The following is a 14295-nucleotide window of genomic DNA, read 5'->3' on the forward strand; positions in this document are numbered from 1 at the left end:
GCCTGCACAGGCCGTGGACCGTGTGATTGCGGGGAGCGCGGCGCCCAAGGATCGAGCGCCACGCCCTTCGGGATCAGGCGGCGGGTCGCAGCGCGACATCGACCTTGGGAAAGTCGATATCGGTCAGCGCCACGTTGTTGGTGTAGTTGGTCAGCACGTTGATCGCGACGTTCGCGATCACCTCGATGATGCGGGCGTCGTCAAGACCAGCCGAACGCACGGCGGCAACTTCGGCGTCCGTGACCTGCCCGCGCTTCTCAAGCACGCGACGCGCGAACGATGCGATGACGGCGTCGATGGCGGTTTCCGCCTTGCCCTCGCGGGCCCTGCGGATGCCTTCCGGCGACAGGCCGGCGCCCTTGCCCATCAGCGTGTGCGCCGAGAGGCAGTACTCGCACTCGTTCGCCTGCCCAATGGCGAGCGCAACGATCTCCCGCTGCTTGGCGGTCAGCACGCCTTTGCCGAGCGCATCGGAGAAGGCAACATAGCCGTTGAGCACCGCGGGCGATCGCGCAAAAGTCGAGAACAGGTTCGGCACCATGCCGATCTTGGTCTTGACGGCCGACAACGTGGCCTTGACGCCGGGATCGGCATGGGCAGTTTCGATGGGAGCGATACGGGGCATGTGAGGGGTCCTTTTCTGTAACATGCGGGCTTGCACTGCCCTATATGTCGGATTAAAGGTGATGGTTGGTGCCAAATACGTTGCCGATCGTCCCAATGGATCCCTTCGCTGCCCTGTTCGACCACGTCACGCCGAGAGCCCGGACCTTCTTCACCGGTAACCTTTGCGAGACGAGGCACTTCACCGATGAAGGCCACTTGCACCTTCTCAAGGGAGGCGTGCTCACGCTCGCCCGGGCCGGCCAGGTCGACCTCCAGCTTGATGAGCCATCCCTCCTGTTTTTTCCTCGTGGCCGCGTCCACAGTTTCACGGTTGATCCGGACCGCGGCGCCGATCTCGTTTGCGCGACCGTCGAGCTCGGCGGCGCCGAGGGCAACCCGATCGGACAGGGCCTGCCCGAACTCGTGGTTCTGCCGCTCGCGTCGCATCCCGCGCTGGCGCCGGTCTGCGATCTGCTGATCGGCGAAGCATTCTCCGAACTGAGTGGCCGCCAGGTGGCGCTCGACCAGCTGTTGGACTACCTCCTGATCCTGATCGTGCGACACGTCACCGACAGCGGCCGGGTAGCGACCGGCGTGCTCGCCGGACTCGGCGATCCGCGCCTTGCCAGGGTGCTGACGGCAATGCACGATGCGCCCGGGAAGCCGTGGACCCTGGAAGATCTCGCCGGGATCGCCGGCATGTCACGCACGCGGTTCGCCGAGCATTTCCGGACACGGATCGGCCAGACGCCTATCGACTATCTGACGGTCTGGCGCATGACGGTCGCACGTCAGCTTCTTGCCAGGGGTAAGTCGGTCAAGAGCGTGGCCTTGCAGGTCGGCTACCAGAGCGGCGCCGCTTTCTCTCGCGTGTTCAGCCGGGTGACGGGACGGTCGCCGCGCAGTTCGAATGGTCTCAGGACCGCGGATGTCCGCTCCAGCTGACAAGCCGGCATCGTTCGTCGGGACGGGCACGTCCGCTGTCGTGAGGGCTTCGGATGCCGACCTTCTGCAAGAGGTGCCGGCGATGAGCGTTCTTCGCTGCATTCCGGAACAACAATGAAGATGTCGAGGCAGGCGGACGTGCCCATTCCATTGCCGCAACACTTTGCAAGATCGATGCCGAGTTCACTCCGGACGAACGGCTAACGCTGGCCGCCGGAGGCAGTGATGCGCTCACCCGTCAGCCAGGCTGACTGGTCGGAAGCCAGGAAGACGGCGACGCGGGCGATGTCGTCGGGCTGCCCCACCCGGCCCATCGGCAAAGTCGCTCCGATGTTCTTGGCGGTTTCGTCATCGATGCCCACGACTGCGAGGCCTTCGGTTTCCGTCATGCCCGGTGCGATCGCGTTGACGCGGATCCTGCGGGTGGCCAACTCGTTGGCGAGCGCCCTGGTGATCGTGTCCACGGCGCTCTTGGAGGCCGAATAGACGACGGAGTTCGGCACCGGATTGGTGCTCGAAATGGTGCTGAGATTGATGACGCTGCCGCCATGGCCGTCAAAGGCCCTTGCCGCTTCCTGTGTCGTCAGGATCGTGCTCAGCACATTGGTGTTGAACTGACGATGGAACTCGGCTTCCGTCACGTCCTCCAGCGGCCCGAAGCGGTACACGCCGGCATTGTTGACGAGGATGCTGGGCGTCCCGAACGTCGCCTTGGTCTCGGCAAAGAGTCGCTTCACGTCGGCGCTGTTGCTGACATCCGCCTGGACCGCCACGGCCTTGCCACCTTCGCGCAGGATGTCTGCGACCACCCGGTCCGCATCCTCCTTGCTCGAAGCGTAATTGACCATCACGGCGGCGCCCGCCTTGGCAAACCGACGCGCTATCGCCGCACCGATGCCCTTTGACGCGCCGGTCACGATCGCTACCTTGTCCTTCAGCTCGTTCATGATCTTTCTCCTTCGCTCATCGCCGCCACGCGGCGTGTTGCTGAGGAGGTAAATCATGCGTCGTGCGACCGGTAGCGCCGCCGGGTTCATATGATATATACGTCTCTCGTATGAATGACCGATTTCAGCAACTGGCGATCTTTGTCCGCACCGTCGAGACGGGCAGTTTTTCCAAGGTGGCCAGGGAGTTCGGGCTGTCGCAACCTTCCGTCTCGCGGACAGTGGCCGCGCTTGAGGACCGGCTGGGCGTCAAGCTGCTTACCCGGACCACTCGCCAACTCTCGCTTACCGACGCGGGCGAGGCTCTGTTGTCTCGCGCCCGAGAAGCGCTTGCCGGGGTCGAAGAGGCGGAAAACGCCGCCCGTAGCGCCGACAGGCTGTCCGGCACACTGCGCGTGGCGCTGTCGCAAGGTTTCGGAGCGCGGCAGATAGTGCCGCGGCTGCTTGCCTTCCTCGACAACCATCCCTTGCTGAAGATCGATCTCATGATGTCCGACCGTTACGAGAACCTCATCGCGGAAGGCGCCGACATGGCGCTTCGCCTTGGCGAACAGCCGGATTCCAGCTTCGTGGCGCGCAAGCTCGCCACCGCCCGGCGGCTATTCGTCGCCTCGCCCACCTACCTCGCCCGGCGCGGTATTCCGAAGACCCTCGCCGAGCTCAGCCGGCACCATCTCATCAGCGGGCCTAGCGACATGAACGAGCAGAACTGGAACGCGCATCGGGACGGCATCGCCGAGATCCAACCCGTCAATCCCCGCGTGCGGACCCGTTCGACCGTAGGCGTCCTCGCTTGCGCGAACGCGGGCCTCGGCATCGCAATCGCCTCGACATGGATGTGCGCGGAGGAGCTTGTCTCCGGTGCACTGGTGGAGCTCCTGGCAGACTACCGTCTCGACCCTGTAGCGGCTTACGTCGTGTTCCCGGCTGGACGGCGCCCTTCGCAAAAGGCGCGCGCCTTCAGCGACTATCTCGAACAGGCGCTGGCGAGCGGATGATCGCGGCGCGGCGCTTTATGCAGCCGCCATGATCCCGGCATAGGTGACGAGATCGACATTGCCGCCGGAGAGCACGACGGCAACGCATTTGCCGGCGAGGTCGATCTCGCCGGAGGAGAGCGCGGCAAACGCGACGCAGCCGCCGGGCTCGACCACCAGCTTGAGATGGGCCATGGCGTCGCGCATCGCCTGTCTGACCGCGTCTTCGGAGACGGCAATGCCGCCGGCGAGATTCCGGCGGTTGATCTCGAAGGTGATGGCGCCGGGCTCGGCGGTCAGCAGCGCATCGCAGATCGAGCTATGGCCGGGATCGTTCGCGACCCGCTCGCCCTTGGCCAGCGAGCGGCGCGTGTCGTCGAAATGCTCGGGCTCGACCGCCCAGACGGCGGTTCGCGGTGAAGCGTCCTTGACGGCGACCGAGATACCGCTCGACAGGCCGCCGCCGCCGCAAGGCACGACGACGGCGTCGAGCGCTGCGCCGAGCGCTTTCGCCTGCTTCATCAGCTCCAGGCCGATCGTGCCCTGGCCGGCAATGATGGCCGGATCGTCGAAGGGCGGTACCAGCACCATGCCCTTCTCGATATAGGGGCGGACAACGGCCATGCGGTCATCCTTGAAGCGGTCGAACGGCACCACCTCCGCGCCCATCTTGCGGACATTGCCAATCTTGAGCGCCGGCGCGTCGGCGGGCATGGCGATCACCGCCTTGACGCCGAACATGGCGGCGGAGGCCGCCACCCCTTGCGCATGGTTGCCGGAAGAGAAGGCCACGACGCCACGGCCGCGCTCCTCCTCGCTCAGGCTCGACAGCTTGTTGTAGGCGCCGCGGATCTTGAAGGAGCCGGTGCGCTGCAGCGTCTCGGGCTTGAACAGGATGCGGCCGCCATAGCGCTTGTTGAGCTCGGGCGACTCGATCAGCGGCGTTTCGACGGTCAGGCCGGAAAGCCGCGCCGCGGCGGCGCGGATGTCGGAGATGCCGGGGAGGGTGGTCATGGAGGGCCTCGCAGGATGAGTCCCGCCATGGTGCACGGAAATCATCCCGGCGCGCCAACGAAAAAATGTGACGGAGACAAGGTTGATTTGGCAGTTTTGGAAGTTGGCGTTTCTTCGCGCGCCCCCTCTGGCCTGCCGGACATCTCCTCCACAAGGGGGGAGATCAGACGGCACGCCGGCTTTCGCCAATCTCCTAGGTCGCAAGAATGGGCGGAGCGCCGAAACAGCTAATCTTTCCCCTCGCCAGATGGCCGGCAAGCCAGAGGGAGGCTGTCCCGCCGACATTTCGCCCTGTCGGCGACCGCTCATCCCAGCAGTGTCTTTGTCCTTTTGCTGCCGCCGAGCTTGCGCCAGGAGTTGAAGCGGTGGGTGGCGGCGGCGAAGGATATCTTCATCTGCTGGGAAACCGTGTAGCGCGACTTGCCTTCGTCGAACATGCGATAGCAGCACTCGGCGCCTTCCTCGGTCAGCTTGCCATCCGGCGTCTTGTTGTGCGGGTTGGCGGGGTCGAATTTTTCGAGCTGCTCCTCGACGAGGCCCTTCAGGCGCTGCAGGTCGGCCTCGATGCTGGCGATGAGATCGAGAACCGGTTTGGCATCGAATGCGTGCGGGGGCTTTTTGTTCGTCATGCCGGGGATTCCTTCAATTTCGGTAGTTGCACGCTATATAGGCGAACATTCGGCAATAATGAAGAGTTGGGCCGGGTTCCGCTGGATCACCCATTCGCGTCGCGGCCCGTGCCGTTCGCAATTGACGTCCGGCAAGCAAGATCCTAGTTTAGAATTATTCTAAACTAGAGTGATCCCATCATGCTTTCTCGTGTTTTCGGCTTCGGCCGCCGTTCGTTCGATTCGCTGTCGGAGCAGGAAATCCTGGCGCTGGCGATCTCTTCCGAGGAGGATGACGGACGCATCTACCGCGCTTATGCCGATGGCCTGGCACAGGACTTTCCGCAATCGGCAAAAGTGTTCGAGGCGATGGCCGAGGAAGAGGACGGCCATCGCGATTCGCTCATCGAGCTTTACCGCAAGCGCTTCGGCGAGCGCATCCCGCTGATCCGGCGCGAGCATGTGAAAGGCTATTTCGAGCGCAAGCCCGACTGGCTGGTGAAGCCGCTCGGGATCGAGCATGTGCGGCGGCAAGCCGAGGAAATGGAGCGGCAGGCCTATCGCTTCTATGTAGAGGCGGCCAAGCGCACCACCGACGCCTCGACGCGAAAGCTGCTCGACGATCTCGCCGTGGCCGAGCAGGGCCATGAGAGCTCGGCGCATGAATTGGAGCAGGAGCATGTGCCGGGCACGGTCAAGGTCGAGGAGGCGAGCGCCGAGCAGCGCCAGTTCATCCTCACCTATGTGCAGCCCGGGCTGGCCGGGCTGATGGACGGCTCGGTGTCGACGCTGGCGCCGATCTTCGCCGCGGCATTCGCCACGCACGACACCTGGCAGACGCTTCTGGTCGGCCTCGCCGCCTCGATCGGCGCCGGCATTTCGATGGGTTTCACCGAGGTCGCCTCCGACGACGGCAAGCTGTCGGGGCGCGGCTCGCCGATCAAGCGCGGGCTGACGGTCGGCCTGATGACTTCGCTGGGCGGCCTCGGCCACGCGCTGCCCTATCTGATCCCGCATTTCTGGACGGCCACCGCCGTGGCGGCGGTGGTGGTGTTCTTCGAGCTCTGGGCGATCGCTTTCGTCCAGAACCGCTACATGCAGACCCCGTTCTGGCGCGCCGCCTTTCAGGTGGTGCTGGGCGGCGCTCTGGTGTTCGGGGCGGGCGTGCTGATCGGGAACGCTTAGGTTTTTCCCTTCTCCCGCAAGGGGATAAGGGAAGGCGCGGTTCACCCATTCACCGCGCGGCTGTCCCTTGGCGCTTCCGCCCTTTCGGTCATCCCGTAGTCGCGCACGACATGGGCGATGCGCAGACGGTAGCCGGCAAAGATTCCGCCCCGCCCCGCCTTTTGCGCCTGCCGGTGCTCCTCGGTGTTGCGCCAGGCTTTCACCGCTTCCTCGTCGCGCCAGAAGGACAGCGACAGCACCCGCCTGGGATCGGCAAGGCTCTGGAAGCGCTCGACCGAGATGAAACCGTCTATGCCGTCGAGCAGGGGCTTAAGCTCCGCGGCGATGCCGAGATAGGCATCGCGCTTGCCTTCCGCCGGCTCCACTTCGAAGATGACTGCGATCATGCCTCCATCCCTTCCCTGACCGTCACGTCGGTGCGAAAGACCTGCCGCGGACCATGCGGGCCGGACACCAGCTTCAGGAAGACGCGGTCCTCCTTGAGGATGAATTTCTCGCGCCGCGCGAATTCGTAGTTTGCCTTGCCGGCCGGGTCGGCGGCAAGCCGCGCGCGATAGGCTTCATAGGCCGCGAGGCTCTCGATGTTGTAGGCGGCATAGGCCGTGGTGGCCGAGCCTTCGTGCGGGGCGTAGTAGCCGATCAGGTCGGCGCCGCAACGCGGAATGGCCTGACCCCAGGCGCGCGCATATTGCTCGAACGCCGCCTTGCCGAACGGATCGATCTCGTAGCGGATGAAGCAGGTGATGGCCATGTCGGTTCTCCTCGTATGGTTGGTTTTTCGACGACGACGGTTCGATCCCGGTCGAAACATCGCTTGCGTCATTGTGCTAGGCATCTTCCTGTCAGGAGAGTTTGCCGGGCTGCTTGAGCTGACCCGACAATAGTGCTTCCCTGACGGGAATGCTTCGATAAGGATCGAACCATGCGTGAAGGACCGGACATCGCCCGCATCGCCAGCCTGGTCGGCGATCCGGCCCGGGCCAACATGCTGAACGCGTTGATGGGCGGCACGGCGCTGACGGCGTCGGAACTGGCGCTCGAGGCCGGCGTATCGCTGCCCACCGCTTCCTCGCATCTGTCCAAGCTGATGGAAGGCGGGCTGCTGACCTTGGCCAGCCAGGGGCGCCACCGCTATTACGGCCTGGCCAGCGCGCAGGTGGCCGGCATGATCGAGGCGATCAGCGGCGTCGCCGAGGCGGTCGGCCCGAAGCGTGTGCGGCCCGGCCCGCGCGACGCGGCCATGCGCGTGGCGCGCGTTTGTTACGATCACCTCGCCGGCGAGCAGGCGGTGGCGATGCTCGACCGGCTCTTCGACAGGAAACTTTTGCTGCGCGAGGACAACGAGATCAGGCTCTCGTCATCCGGCGTCTCGCATTTTTCCGCGCTCGGCATCGAGACCCATGCCAAGGCACGGCGGCCGGTGTGCCGCGCCTGCCTCGACTGGAGCGTGCGGCGCTCGCATCTCGCCGGCACGCTGGGCGCCGCCATCCTCGACAAGATCATCGCCGAGAAATGGGCCCGGCGCGAAAAGGACAGCCGCGCCGTGGTGTTCTCGCCGACGGGCAGGCAGGAATTCGAGAGGGTGTTTCTCTCCTAGGCGGACAATCTCACGATGCTGGCGGGACAGCACCCCCCTCTGCCCTGCCGGGCATCTCCCCCGCATGGGGGGAGATTGGCAGTTCTGGCGCTCCGCCATTCTCTTAACGTTGGAGATTGGCGAAAGCCGAGACGACATCCAATCTCCCCCCTTGAGGGGGAGATGTCCGGCAGGACAGAGAGGGGGGCGAAGGATCTCGGCATAGGCTACTTTGCGTCTTGCCCGCGATCACCCCCGCTTCAGTGGCTTCCCCAGCTTGAAGAACTCCGCCCACGGATCCGCCTTCTTCAATTGCTTCAGCGTCGTCTCGTCCCCCAGCGGGAAGGCATTCGGCGCCAAGCCCTTTTCGATCTCAGGCCACGTCACCGGCATCGATATCGTCGCGCCCTTCTTGGCACGCGAGGAATAGGGCGCGACCGTGGTCGAGCCCCTGCCGTTGCGCAGATAGTCGACGAAGATCTTGCCGGTGCGCGCCTTCTTCGACAGCGTCGCCGTGTAACGATCCGGCGCGGCCTGCTCCAGCGCACGGGCGAAATCATGGGCGAAATCCTTGACCGCGTCCCACTCCGCCGAGGGTTTCAGCGGCACCAGGACGTGATAGCCCTTGCCGCCGGAAGTCTTTACCAGGTTGGGCAGCGACAATTCGTCGAGCTGCTTGTGGATGTCGAGCGCCGCCTCGCGCACTTTGCCGACATCTACGCCTTCGTCCGGATCGAGATCGAAGATGATCTGGTCCGGTTTCTCCAGCGCGTCGAGAGTGCAGCCCCAGATATGGACCTCGACCACGCCGTATTGGACAAGCGCGGCCAGCCCATCGAAATCCTTGATGAACAGGATCTCCTCGCCGTCAGTCGGATCCTTCATCCTGGCGATCTTGTCGCTCATGCCGGGCGAGGCGTGCTTCTGGAAGAAGCGCTGGCCGTCGATGCCGTCCGGCGCGCGCACCAGGCTCAGCGGCCGGTTGACGACGAATTGCTCCATCCGCGGCCAGACCAGCGCGTAGTGATCGAGCAGGTCCCGCTTGGACACCTTCTCGTCCGGCCATAGCAGCTTGTCGGGATGCGAGAGCTTTATCGAGGTCTTCACCGTTCCGGCCGAGGCTTTCGGCGCGGTCTTTGTACCCGGCTTCGCTCCGGTTTCGGCCTTTTTCGGCTTTTCCTGCACGACTTCCTCCGCCGGCTTGTCCTCGCGAAGCCCCTGGAACGAGGCGTGGCGGATTATACGGTCGGATGTCCAGCTGCGGAACTCCACCTCGCCGACAAGTTCCGGCTTGACGAAGGTGAGGCCCTTGCCCTTGGGCACGGCGGCCGAGAACGGCGAGCCCTTCGCCTTGAGGCCATCGAGCTTTTTCTTCAAATCGGTCATCACCTTGCCGGAAAAGCCGGTGCCGACACGGCCGGCATAGTGCAGCTTGCCGCCTTCGTTGAACCCGACCAGCAGCGAGCGCAGGCCGCGTCCGGTCTTGTCCGAGGGCAGATAGCCGCCGATGACGAATTCCTGGCGCAGCGTGCATTTGGACTTGATCCAGGAGAGCCCCCGTCCGCTGCGGTAGGGCGCGTCGGCGCGTTTCGACACCACGCCTTCCAGGCCCATGCGGCAGACATGCTGCAGCATGACCTTGCCGGGCTCGTGGAAATGGTCGCTGAAGCGCAGCCCCGAATGTTCGGGCTGCTCGCCGAGCAGCTCCGCCAGCGCCTGCTTGCGTTCGACCAAGGGTTCGCGGCGCAGATCCCTGCCGTCGAGCCGCATCAGGTCGAAGACATAGTAGACGAAGCGGTCGGCGCGTCGGGCCGACAAATCCGCCTGCAGCAAGGGGAAGGACGACACGCCGCTGTCGGCCAACACCACGATCTCGCCGTCGATGATGGCGTCGCGGCATTTCAGCTTGGCGAGCGCGGCGGTGACAGGACCGTCGAATTTTTCCGTCCAGTCGAGGCCGGCGCGGGTGAGCAGCCTGACCTCGCTGCCGGCGATCTGCGCCTGCATGCGGTAACCGTCGAATTTCACCTCGTGCAGCCAGTCCTCGCCGGCGGGCGCATCCCTTTCCAGCGTCGCCAGCTGCGGCTCGATGAAGTCGAGACGCTTGCCAGGCCCGGCCTTGGTCTTGGCGGCAGCCGGCCTGTTGGATTGCCAGACTTTCGGCTTCTCGCCCCTGGCGGCCTTGCCTTCGCCGACCTCCTCGATGGTCAGGCCCGACTTCACCGATTTCGGTTCTTCCTCGAGAACATCCTCGCCGGGCCGGGCGGCGGCATCGTCGGATTTGATCAGCAGCCAGTTGTCGCGCTTCTCGCCCGGGCGGGGCCGCAGCCTGACCAGATGCCAGCGGCCGTTGAGCTTGTGGCCCTCGAGCTCGAAGTCGATATGGCCCTTCTTCATGCCCTTGGCCGGATCGCCATCCGGCATCCACTTGCCTTCGTCCCAGACGATGACCGAGCCGCCGCCATATTGGCCCTTCGGAATGGTGCCTTCGAAGGACGCGTAGTCGATCGGATGATCCTCGACATGCACGGCCAGCCGCTTCTCATGCGGATCGAGGCTCGGGCCGCGCGTCACCGCCCAGCTCCACAGCACGCCGTCATGCTCCAGCCGGAAATCATAGTGGAGCCGCGTCGCGGCATGCTTCTGGACGACGAAGATGCCGCCGCCTTGCTTTTGCCTGCCGACCTTGCCGGCCGGCTCGGCGGTCTTCCTGAAGTCGCGCTTGGCGTGATACTGCTCGAGGCCGGCCATGCCGCCATCCTCCTATGCGGATTTGCGTTTTGGCGCGGACGCTTTGGCTTTCGGCCGCCGCGCCGAAGTCTTTGAAGACTTGCCCGCTTTGCCGCCGCCTTCCGCGTTGAGGCTCTTCTTCAACGCATCGAACAGGTTGACCACATTGGACGGCTTCGGCGGCGCCTTGGCCTTGGGCGCCTTCTTGCCCGCCTTCTTGGCGCGGATCAGCTCGAGCAGCGCGTCCTCGTAGCGGTCGTCGAATTTCGACGGATCGAACTTCGTCTTCTTGCCGTCAATGATGTGCTGGGCGAGGTCGATCATCTCCTTGTCGGTCTTCGCCGCCGCGATGTCCTCGAACACCGTCGCCGGCCGGCGCACCGTGTCGTCATAGCGCAAGGTGGTCAGCACCATGCCCTTGCCGAGCGGCTCGATCACCACCGGGCGCTCTCGCTGATAAAGCACGATGCGCGCCAGGCCAGCCATCTTCCGGGCCGCCATGGCGTCCCGGATGACGGCAAAGGCTTCTTCCGAGACCTTGTCGGCCGGTGAGACATAATAGGGCGTGTCGAGGTAGATCTGCTCGATCGAGGATTTCTCGACGAAGCCGTCGAGGCTCATCGTGTGCGAGGATTCGATCTGCACCGCCTCGATCTCGTCCTCCTCGATATGGACGAAATCGCCGTCGCTCACCTCATAGCCCTTGATCTCGTCGCCCTCTTCAAGCGGCTTGCCGGTCCCGGCATCGACATAGATGCGTTTGACGGTGTTGCCGGTCTTGCGGTTGAGGATGCGGAACGAGACTTTCTCGGCATGGGTGACGACGTTGGTCAGCTCGATGGCGCAGGTGACCAGCGACAGTTTGAGATAGCCCTTCCAGGCCGGGCGTGGCGCCATGGCGAACTCCTGCGGCGAACTCCTGCGATGCAACTTTACCGCAACGGGCGGAGGCTTGCTCGGGTTCCGAGAGGGACCTGGCCGGTGCCGCTTGCGGCAAGCAATGATATTTCCCGGCGCCACCCGAGCGTGAAACAGAAGCGCGCGCAAGCGACATCGGAACGAAACATATGTGATGCAAAAGTCACACGGCCTGGAAAGGCGACGAAAAGCACCGAAAGACCGCGAATCAGCCGCAATCCAGCCACGATGCAACGTGTTTCGGACCAGAAATTAACATCACGTTCACCGACTATTCACGCCTCGACGCTATGCTCTCGAACAATTCGGACGGACATCCGAAAGCGGGACAGGGACCACGTAAAATGAACTTCTGGAACCACATCGCCGGCTACGCCGCCGCCATTCGCGAATTCGTCGCGCCGACCTATCGGCCGGAGCGCTATTACATGCGCGGCCCGGGCCCTGCCTGCGCGCGCCGCGGCAATTCGCTAGGCGTCAGCGCGAACTGATCATGACCCGCGAACGCGCCCACCACAGCCGCATCTGCCGGCCGGCCGCCGACCAGCGGACTACCACCTATCGCGCCGAACGCCTTGCGCTCGCCGCCACATGGCGTGCGACAACGCCGCGGCTTTGACGCCGCCGCCGGCTGGCTTAGTGTCTCCCCAGCTCAGCGTCCCCTTGGCATAGCGTAAGGGGGCCACAAGCAGCCGGGGCCGCCATGACCGACCTGCCCGAACGTCCCACCTTGCCGCGCCAGGCCTATGACGCCAGCCAGCCGCTGATCGTCTTCGACGGCGTCTGCGTGTTCTGCTCGGGCTTCGTCCAGCTCATCCTCAAGCTCGACCGGAAAAAACGCTTCCGCTTCGCCACGGCGCAGTCGCCGCTCGGCGAGGCACTGTTTCGTGAGCACGGCCTGCCGACCGACGATTACGACAGCAACCTCGCCATCATCGACGGCGCGGCCTTCACGCGCCTCGACAGCTTCATCGCCGTCATGGCCGCGCTCGGCTGGCCATGGCGCATTGCGAAGGCGCTGCTCATCCTGCCGCGGCCGCTGCGCGACTGGCTCTACGACCGCGTCGCCAAGAACCGCTACGCGCTGTTCGGCCGCAAGGACAGTTGCGACATTCCGTCGGCCGAGTTGCGGGAGCGGTTGATCGGCTGACGGCGATTGGCTTGGGGGCATGGCATGAAGCTTCTCATCGTCGGCGGCTATGGCACCTTCGGCGGACGCATCGTCCAATTGCTGGAGAACGAGCCGCGCCTCGAGCTCATCATCGCCGGCCGGTCGCTCGCCAAGGCAGCTGCCTATTGCAGGGATCGAGGCAACACCAAGGCTCGGCTGGTGCCGGCGACGTTCGACCGCGACGGCGACCTTGGCGCGCAACTCGCCGGCATGCTGCCCGACATCGTCGTCGATGCCAGCGGTCCGTTTCAGGCCTATGGCGAGGGGCGCTACCGGCTGGTCGAGGCCTGTATCGCCGCGCGCATCCACTATCTCGACCTTGCCGACGGTTCGGACTTCGTCGCCGGGGTATCCGCTTTCGACGCGGCAGCCAGGGCGGCCGGCGTCGTCGTGCTGTCCGGGGTGTCGAGCTTCCCGGTGCTGACTGCCGCCGTGGTGCGGCATCTTTCGGCCGGCATGGCGCGCGTCGACACCATCCGTGGCGGCATCGCGCCATCGCCTTTCGCCGGCGTCGGCGAGAACGTCATCCGCGCCATCGCGAGCTATGCCGGCCGGGCGGTGCGGCTGCAGCGCGGCGGCAGGCCGGCCGAGGGTTACCCGCTCACGGAGCAGATGCGGTACACGATCGCGCCGCCCGGGCGCGTGCCGGTGAGGAACACCTTGTTCTCGCTGGTCGACGTGCCGGACCTGCGCGCGCTGCAAGCGCTGTGGCCGGAAGCGAGCACGATCTGGATGGGCGCCGGGCCGGTGCCCGAGGTGCTGCACCGCGCGCTGATCGGCCTGGCCTGGATGGTCCGCGCCGGCCTGGCGCGATCGCTGTCGCCGCTGGCGCCGCTGATGCACTGGGCGACCAACCGGCTGTCATGGGGCGAGCATCGCGGCGGCATGTTCGTCGAGGTCGACTGCGTGGATGCAGAGGGCAGACCAAGCAAACGATCCTGGCACCTGTTGGCCGAGGGCGATGACGGCCCGCTGATCCCGTCCATGGCGGTCGAGGCGATCGTCCGCAAGGCGCTCGACGGCCGCATGCCAGCACCAGGCGCCCGGGCGGCGGTGCGCGACGTCGAGCTCGCGGACTATGAAGCGCTGTTTGCCGGCAAGTCGATCCACACCGGCTTCAGGGGCGACACCGACAAGGGAAAGGCTCTCTATCCCGACCTGCTCGGCGATGCGTGGAAAAGCCTTCCAGCTGAAATCCGCGCCATGCATGACGGAGCGACTATGGCGGAAGGAAGTGCGAGCGTGGAGCGCGGCGGCGGTATTCTTAGCCGGCTTGCCGCGCGCATGGCCGGCTTCCCACCTGCTGCAGCCGATGTCCCCGTCAAGGTGCGTTTCGTTATCGACTGGCAAGGCGAGACCTGGACGCGGACTTTCGGAACTCACGGTTTTTCGAGCCGGCAATTTGCCGGACGTAGCCGCTCGGAGCGGCTGCTTTGCGAGCGCTTCGGCCCCCTCACCTTCGCCATGGCGCTGGTGGCCGGCGAGGACCGCCTGTCGCTCGTGCTGCGCCGCTGGAGCTTTCTCGGCCTGCCATTGCCGATGTGGCTTTGCCCACGGTCGAACGCGTACGAAACCGTCGAGGACGGCCGCTTCTGCTTCCATGTCGGGATATCGCACC

14 protein-coding genes and 1 pseudogene are annotated in these 14295 nt (G+C 65.0%); 7 read left to right on the top strand and 8 right to left on the bottom strand.

All coding sequences use genetic code 11. The annotated features are described in order from the left end of the window. Positions 1-73: 73 nt before the first annotated feature. A complete protein-coding gene (locus FJ424_RS27180) occupies positions 74-625 on the bottom strand; it encodes a carboxymuconolactone decarboxylase family protein (RefSeq protein WP_140645915.1) in 552 nt (183 codons plus the stop codon). A 95-nt stretch (positions 626-720) separates the two neighbouring features. On the opposite strand from FJ424_RS27180, the gene FJ424_RS27185 reads away from it, so the two are divergent. Then, positions 721-1551 (top strand): AraC family transcriptional regulator, encoded by an 831-nt coding sequence (locus FJ424_RS27185; protein WP_140658175.1) that lies wholly within the window; start codon positions 721-723, stop codon positions 1549-1551. Positions 1552-1751: 200 nt separating this feature from the next. Here FJ424_RS27185 and FJ424_RS27190 read toward each other — a convergent pair whose 3' ends face one another. After that, entirely contained in the window at positions 1752-2498 is a 747-nt protein-coding gene (locus tag FJ424_RS27190; protein ID WP_140658177.1) for a glucose 1-dehydrogenase, read from the bottom strand. 110 nt (positions 2499-2608) lie between these two features. Between FJ424_RS27190 and FJ424_RS27195 the strand changes: the two genes are divergently transcribed. Next, a complete protein-coding gene (locus tag FJ424_RS27195; RefSeq protein ID WP_140658179.1) occupies positions 2609-3496 on the top strand; it encodes a LysR family transcriptional regulator in 888 nt (295 codons plus the stop codon). Positions 3497-3511: 15 nt separating this feature from the next. Here the strand turns inward: FJ424_RS27195 and FJ424_RS27200 are convergent, their stop codons facing one another. Both FJ424_RS27200 and FJ424_RS27210 read right to left on the bottom strand, forming a co-directional pair. Beyond that, positions 3512-4489 carry a threonine/serine dehydratase gene (locus FJ424_RS27200; RefSeq protein WP_140658181.1) on the bottom strand — a complete coding sequence of 326 codons (978 nt, stop codon included), beginning with the start codon at positions 4487-4489 and terminating at the stop codon, positions 3512-3514. 305 nt (positions 4490-4794) lie between these two features. Continuing rightward, entirely contained in the window at positions 4795-5118 is a 324-nt protein-coding gene (locus FJ424_RS27210) for a hypothetical protein (RefSeq protein WP_140658183.1), read from the bottom strand. A gap of 180 nt (positions 5119-5298) precedes the next feature. Between FJ424_RS27210 and mbfA the strand changes: the two genes are divergently transcribed. Beyond that, on the top strand, positions 5299-6282 hold the full coding sequence (gene mbfA, locus FJ424_RS27215) for an iron exporter MbfA (RefSeq protein WP_140658185.1): 984 nt from the start codon (positions 5299-5301) through the stop codon (positions 6280-6282). Between the two features lie 41 nt (positions 6283-6323). Here the strand turns inward: mbfA and FJ424_RS27220 are convergent, their stop codons facing one another. Beyond that, positions 6324-6668, bottom strand: coding sequence for an antibiotic biosynthesis monooxygenase (locus tag FJ424_RS27220; RefSeq protein ID WP_140645922.1), 345 nt, complete (start codon positions 6666-6668; stop codon positions 6324-6326). Next, complete coding sequence (locus FJ424_RS27225) at positions 6665-7033, bottom strand: NIPSNAP family protein (protein ID WP_140658187.1); 369 nt, start codon at positions 7031-7033, stop codon at positions 6665-6667. The genes FJ424_RS27220 and FJ424_RS27225 overlap by 4 nt, the downstream gene beginning before the upstream one ends. Before the next feature lie 171 nt (positions 7034-7204). Here FJ424_RS27225 and FJ424_RS27230 point away from each other — a divergent pair, with 171 nt between their 5' ends. After that, positions 7205-7879: a winged helix-turn-helix domain-containing protein gene (locus FJ424_RS27230; protein WP_140658189.1), complete on the top strand. Its 675-nt coding sequence runs from the start codon at positions 7205-7207 to the stop codon at positions 7877-7879. A gap of 228 nt (positions 7880-8107) precedes the next feature. Here FJ424_RS27230 and ligD read toward each other — a convergent pair whose 3' ends face one another. Next, on the bottom strand, positions 8108-10609 hold the full coding sequence (ligD, locus tag FJ424_RS27240) for a DNA ligase D (protein ID WP_140658191.1): 2502 nt from the start codon (positions 10607-10609) through the stop codon (positions 8108-8110). Between the two features lie 12 nt (positions 10610-10621). Then, entirely contained in the window at positions 10622-11485 is an 864-nt protein-coding gene (locus FJ424_RS27245; protein ID WP_140658193.1) for a Ku protein, read from the bottom strand. 365 nt (positions 11486-11850) lie between these two features. Between FJ424_RS27245 and FJ424_RS27250 the strand changes: the two genes are divergently transcribed. The 3 genes and pseudogenes from FJ424_RS27250 to FJ424_RS27260 form a co-directional block, all read left to right on the top strand. Further along, positions 11851-11997 (top strand): hypothetical protein, encoded by a 147-nt coding sequence (locus FJ424_RS27250; RefSeq protein WP_108702809.1) that lies wholly within the window; start codon positions 11851-11853, stop codon positions 11995-11997. Positions 11998-12209: 212 nt separating this feature from the next. Continuing rightward, positions 12210-12656, top strand: a complete 447-nt coding sequence (locus FJ424_RS27255) for a thiol-disulfide oxidoreductase DCC family protein (RefSeq protein WP_140658195.1) — start codon at positions 12210-12212, stop codon at positions 12654-12656. A gap of 24 nt (positions 12657-12680) precedes the next feature. Continuing rightward, positions 12681-14273 (top strand): annotated as a pseudogene (locus tag FJ424_RS27260) (DUF4166 domain-containing protein); the annotation flags it as partial. Positions 14274-14295 lie beyond the last annotated feature (22 nt).

The sequence above is a fragment of the Mesorhizobium sp. B3-1-8 genome (assembly GCF_006439495.1).
In the GTDB taxonomy this organism is placed as follows: Bacteria; Pseudomonadota; Alphaproteobacteria; order Rhizobiales; family Rhizobiaceae; genus Mesorhizobium.

What these genes read in the sequence shown, in the direction of transcription:
- FJ424_RS27185 (WP_140658175.1), top strand. Translation starts at nt 721, where the DNA reads ATGGATCCCTTCGCTGCCCTGTTCGACCACGTCACGCCGAGAGCCCGG.
- FJ424_RS27230 (WP_140658189.1), top strand. Translation starts at nt 7,205, where the DNA reads ATGCGTGAAGGACCGGACATCGCCCGCATCGCCAGCCTGGTCGGCGAT.
- FJ424_RS27250 (WP_108702809.1), top strand. Translation starts at nt 11,851, where the DNA reads ATGAACTTCTGGAACCACATCGCCGGCTACGCCGCCGCCATTCGCGAA.
- FJ424_RS27255 (WP_140658195.1), top strand. Translation starts at nt 12,210, where the DNA reads ATGACCGACCTGCCCGAACGTCCCACCTTGCCGCGCCAGGCCTATGAC.
- mbfA (WP_140658185.1), top strand. Translation starts at nt 5,299, where the DNA reads ATGCTTTCTCGTGTTTTCGGCTTCGGCCGCCGTTCGTTCGATTCGCTG.
- FJ424_RS27210 (WP_140658183.1), bottom strand. Translation starts at nt 5,118, where the DNA reads ATGACGAACAAAAAGCCCCCGCACGCATTCGATGCCAAACCGGTTCTC.
- FJ424_RS27225 (WP_140658187.1), bottom strand. Translation starts at nt 7,033, where the DNA reads ATGGCCATCACCTGCTTCATCCGCTACGAGATCGATCCGTTCGGCAAG.
- FJ424_RS27195 (WP_140658179.1), top strand. Translation starts at nt 2,609, where the DNA reads ATGAATGACCGATTTCAGCAACTGGCGATCTTTGTCCGCACCGTCGAG.
- FJ424_RS27190 (WP_140658177.1), bottom strand. Translation starts at nt 2,498, where the DNA reads ATGAACGAGCTGAAGGACAAGGTAGCGATCGTGACCGGCGCGTCAAAG.
- FJ424_RS27220 (WP_140645922.1), bottom strand. Translation starts at nt 6,668, where the DNA reads ATGATCGCAGTCATCTTCGAAGTGGAGCCGGCGGAAGGCAAGCGCGAT.
- FJ424_RS27245 (WP_140658193.1), bottom strand. Translation starts at nt 11,485, where the DNA reads ATGGCGCCACGCCCGGCCTGGAAGGGCTATCTCAAACTGTCGCTGGTC.
- FJ424_RS27180 (WP_140645915.1), bottom strand. Translation starts at nt 625, where the DNA reads ATGCCCCGTATCGCTCCCATCGAAACTGCCCATGCCGATCCCGGCGTC.
- FJ424_RS27200 (WP_140658181.1), bottom strand. Translation starts at nt 4,489, where the DNA reads ATGACCACCCTCCCCGGCATCTCCGACATCCGCGCCGCCGCGGCGCGG.
- ligD (WP_140658191.1), bottom strand. Translation starts at nt 10,609, where the DNA reads ATGGCCGGCCTCGAGCAGTATCACGCCAAGCGCGACTTCAGGAAGACC.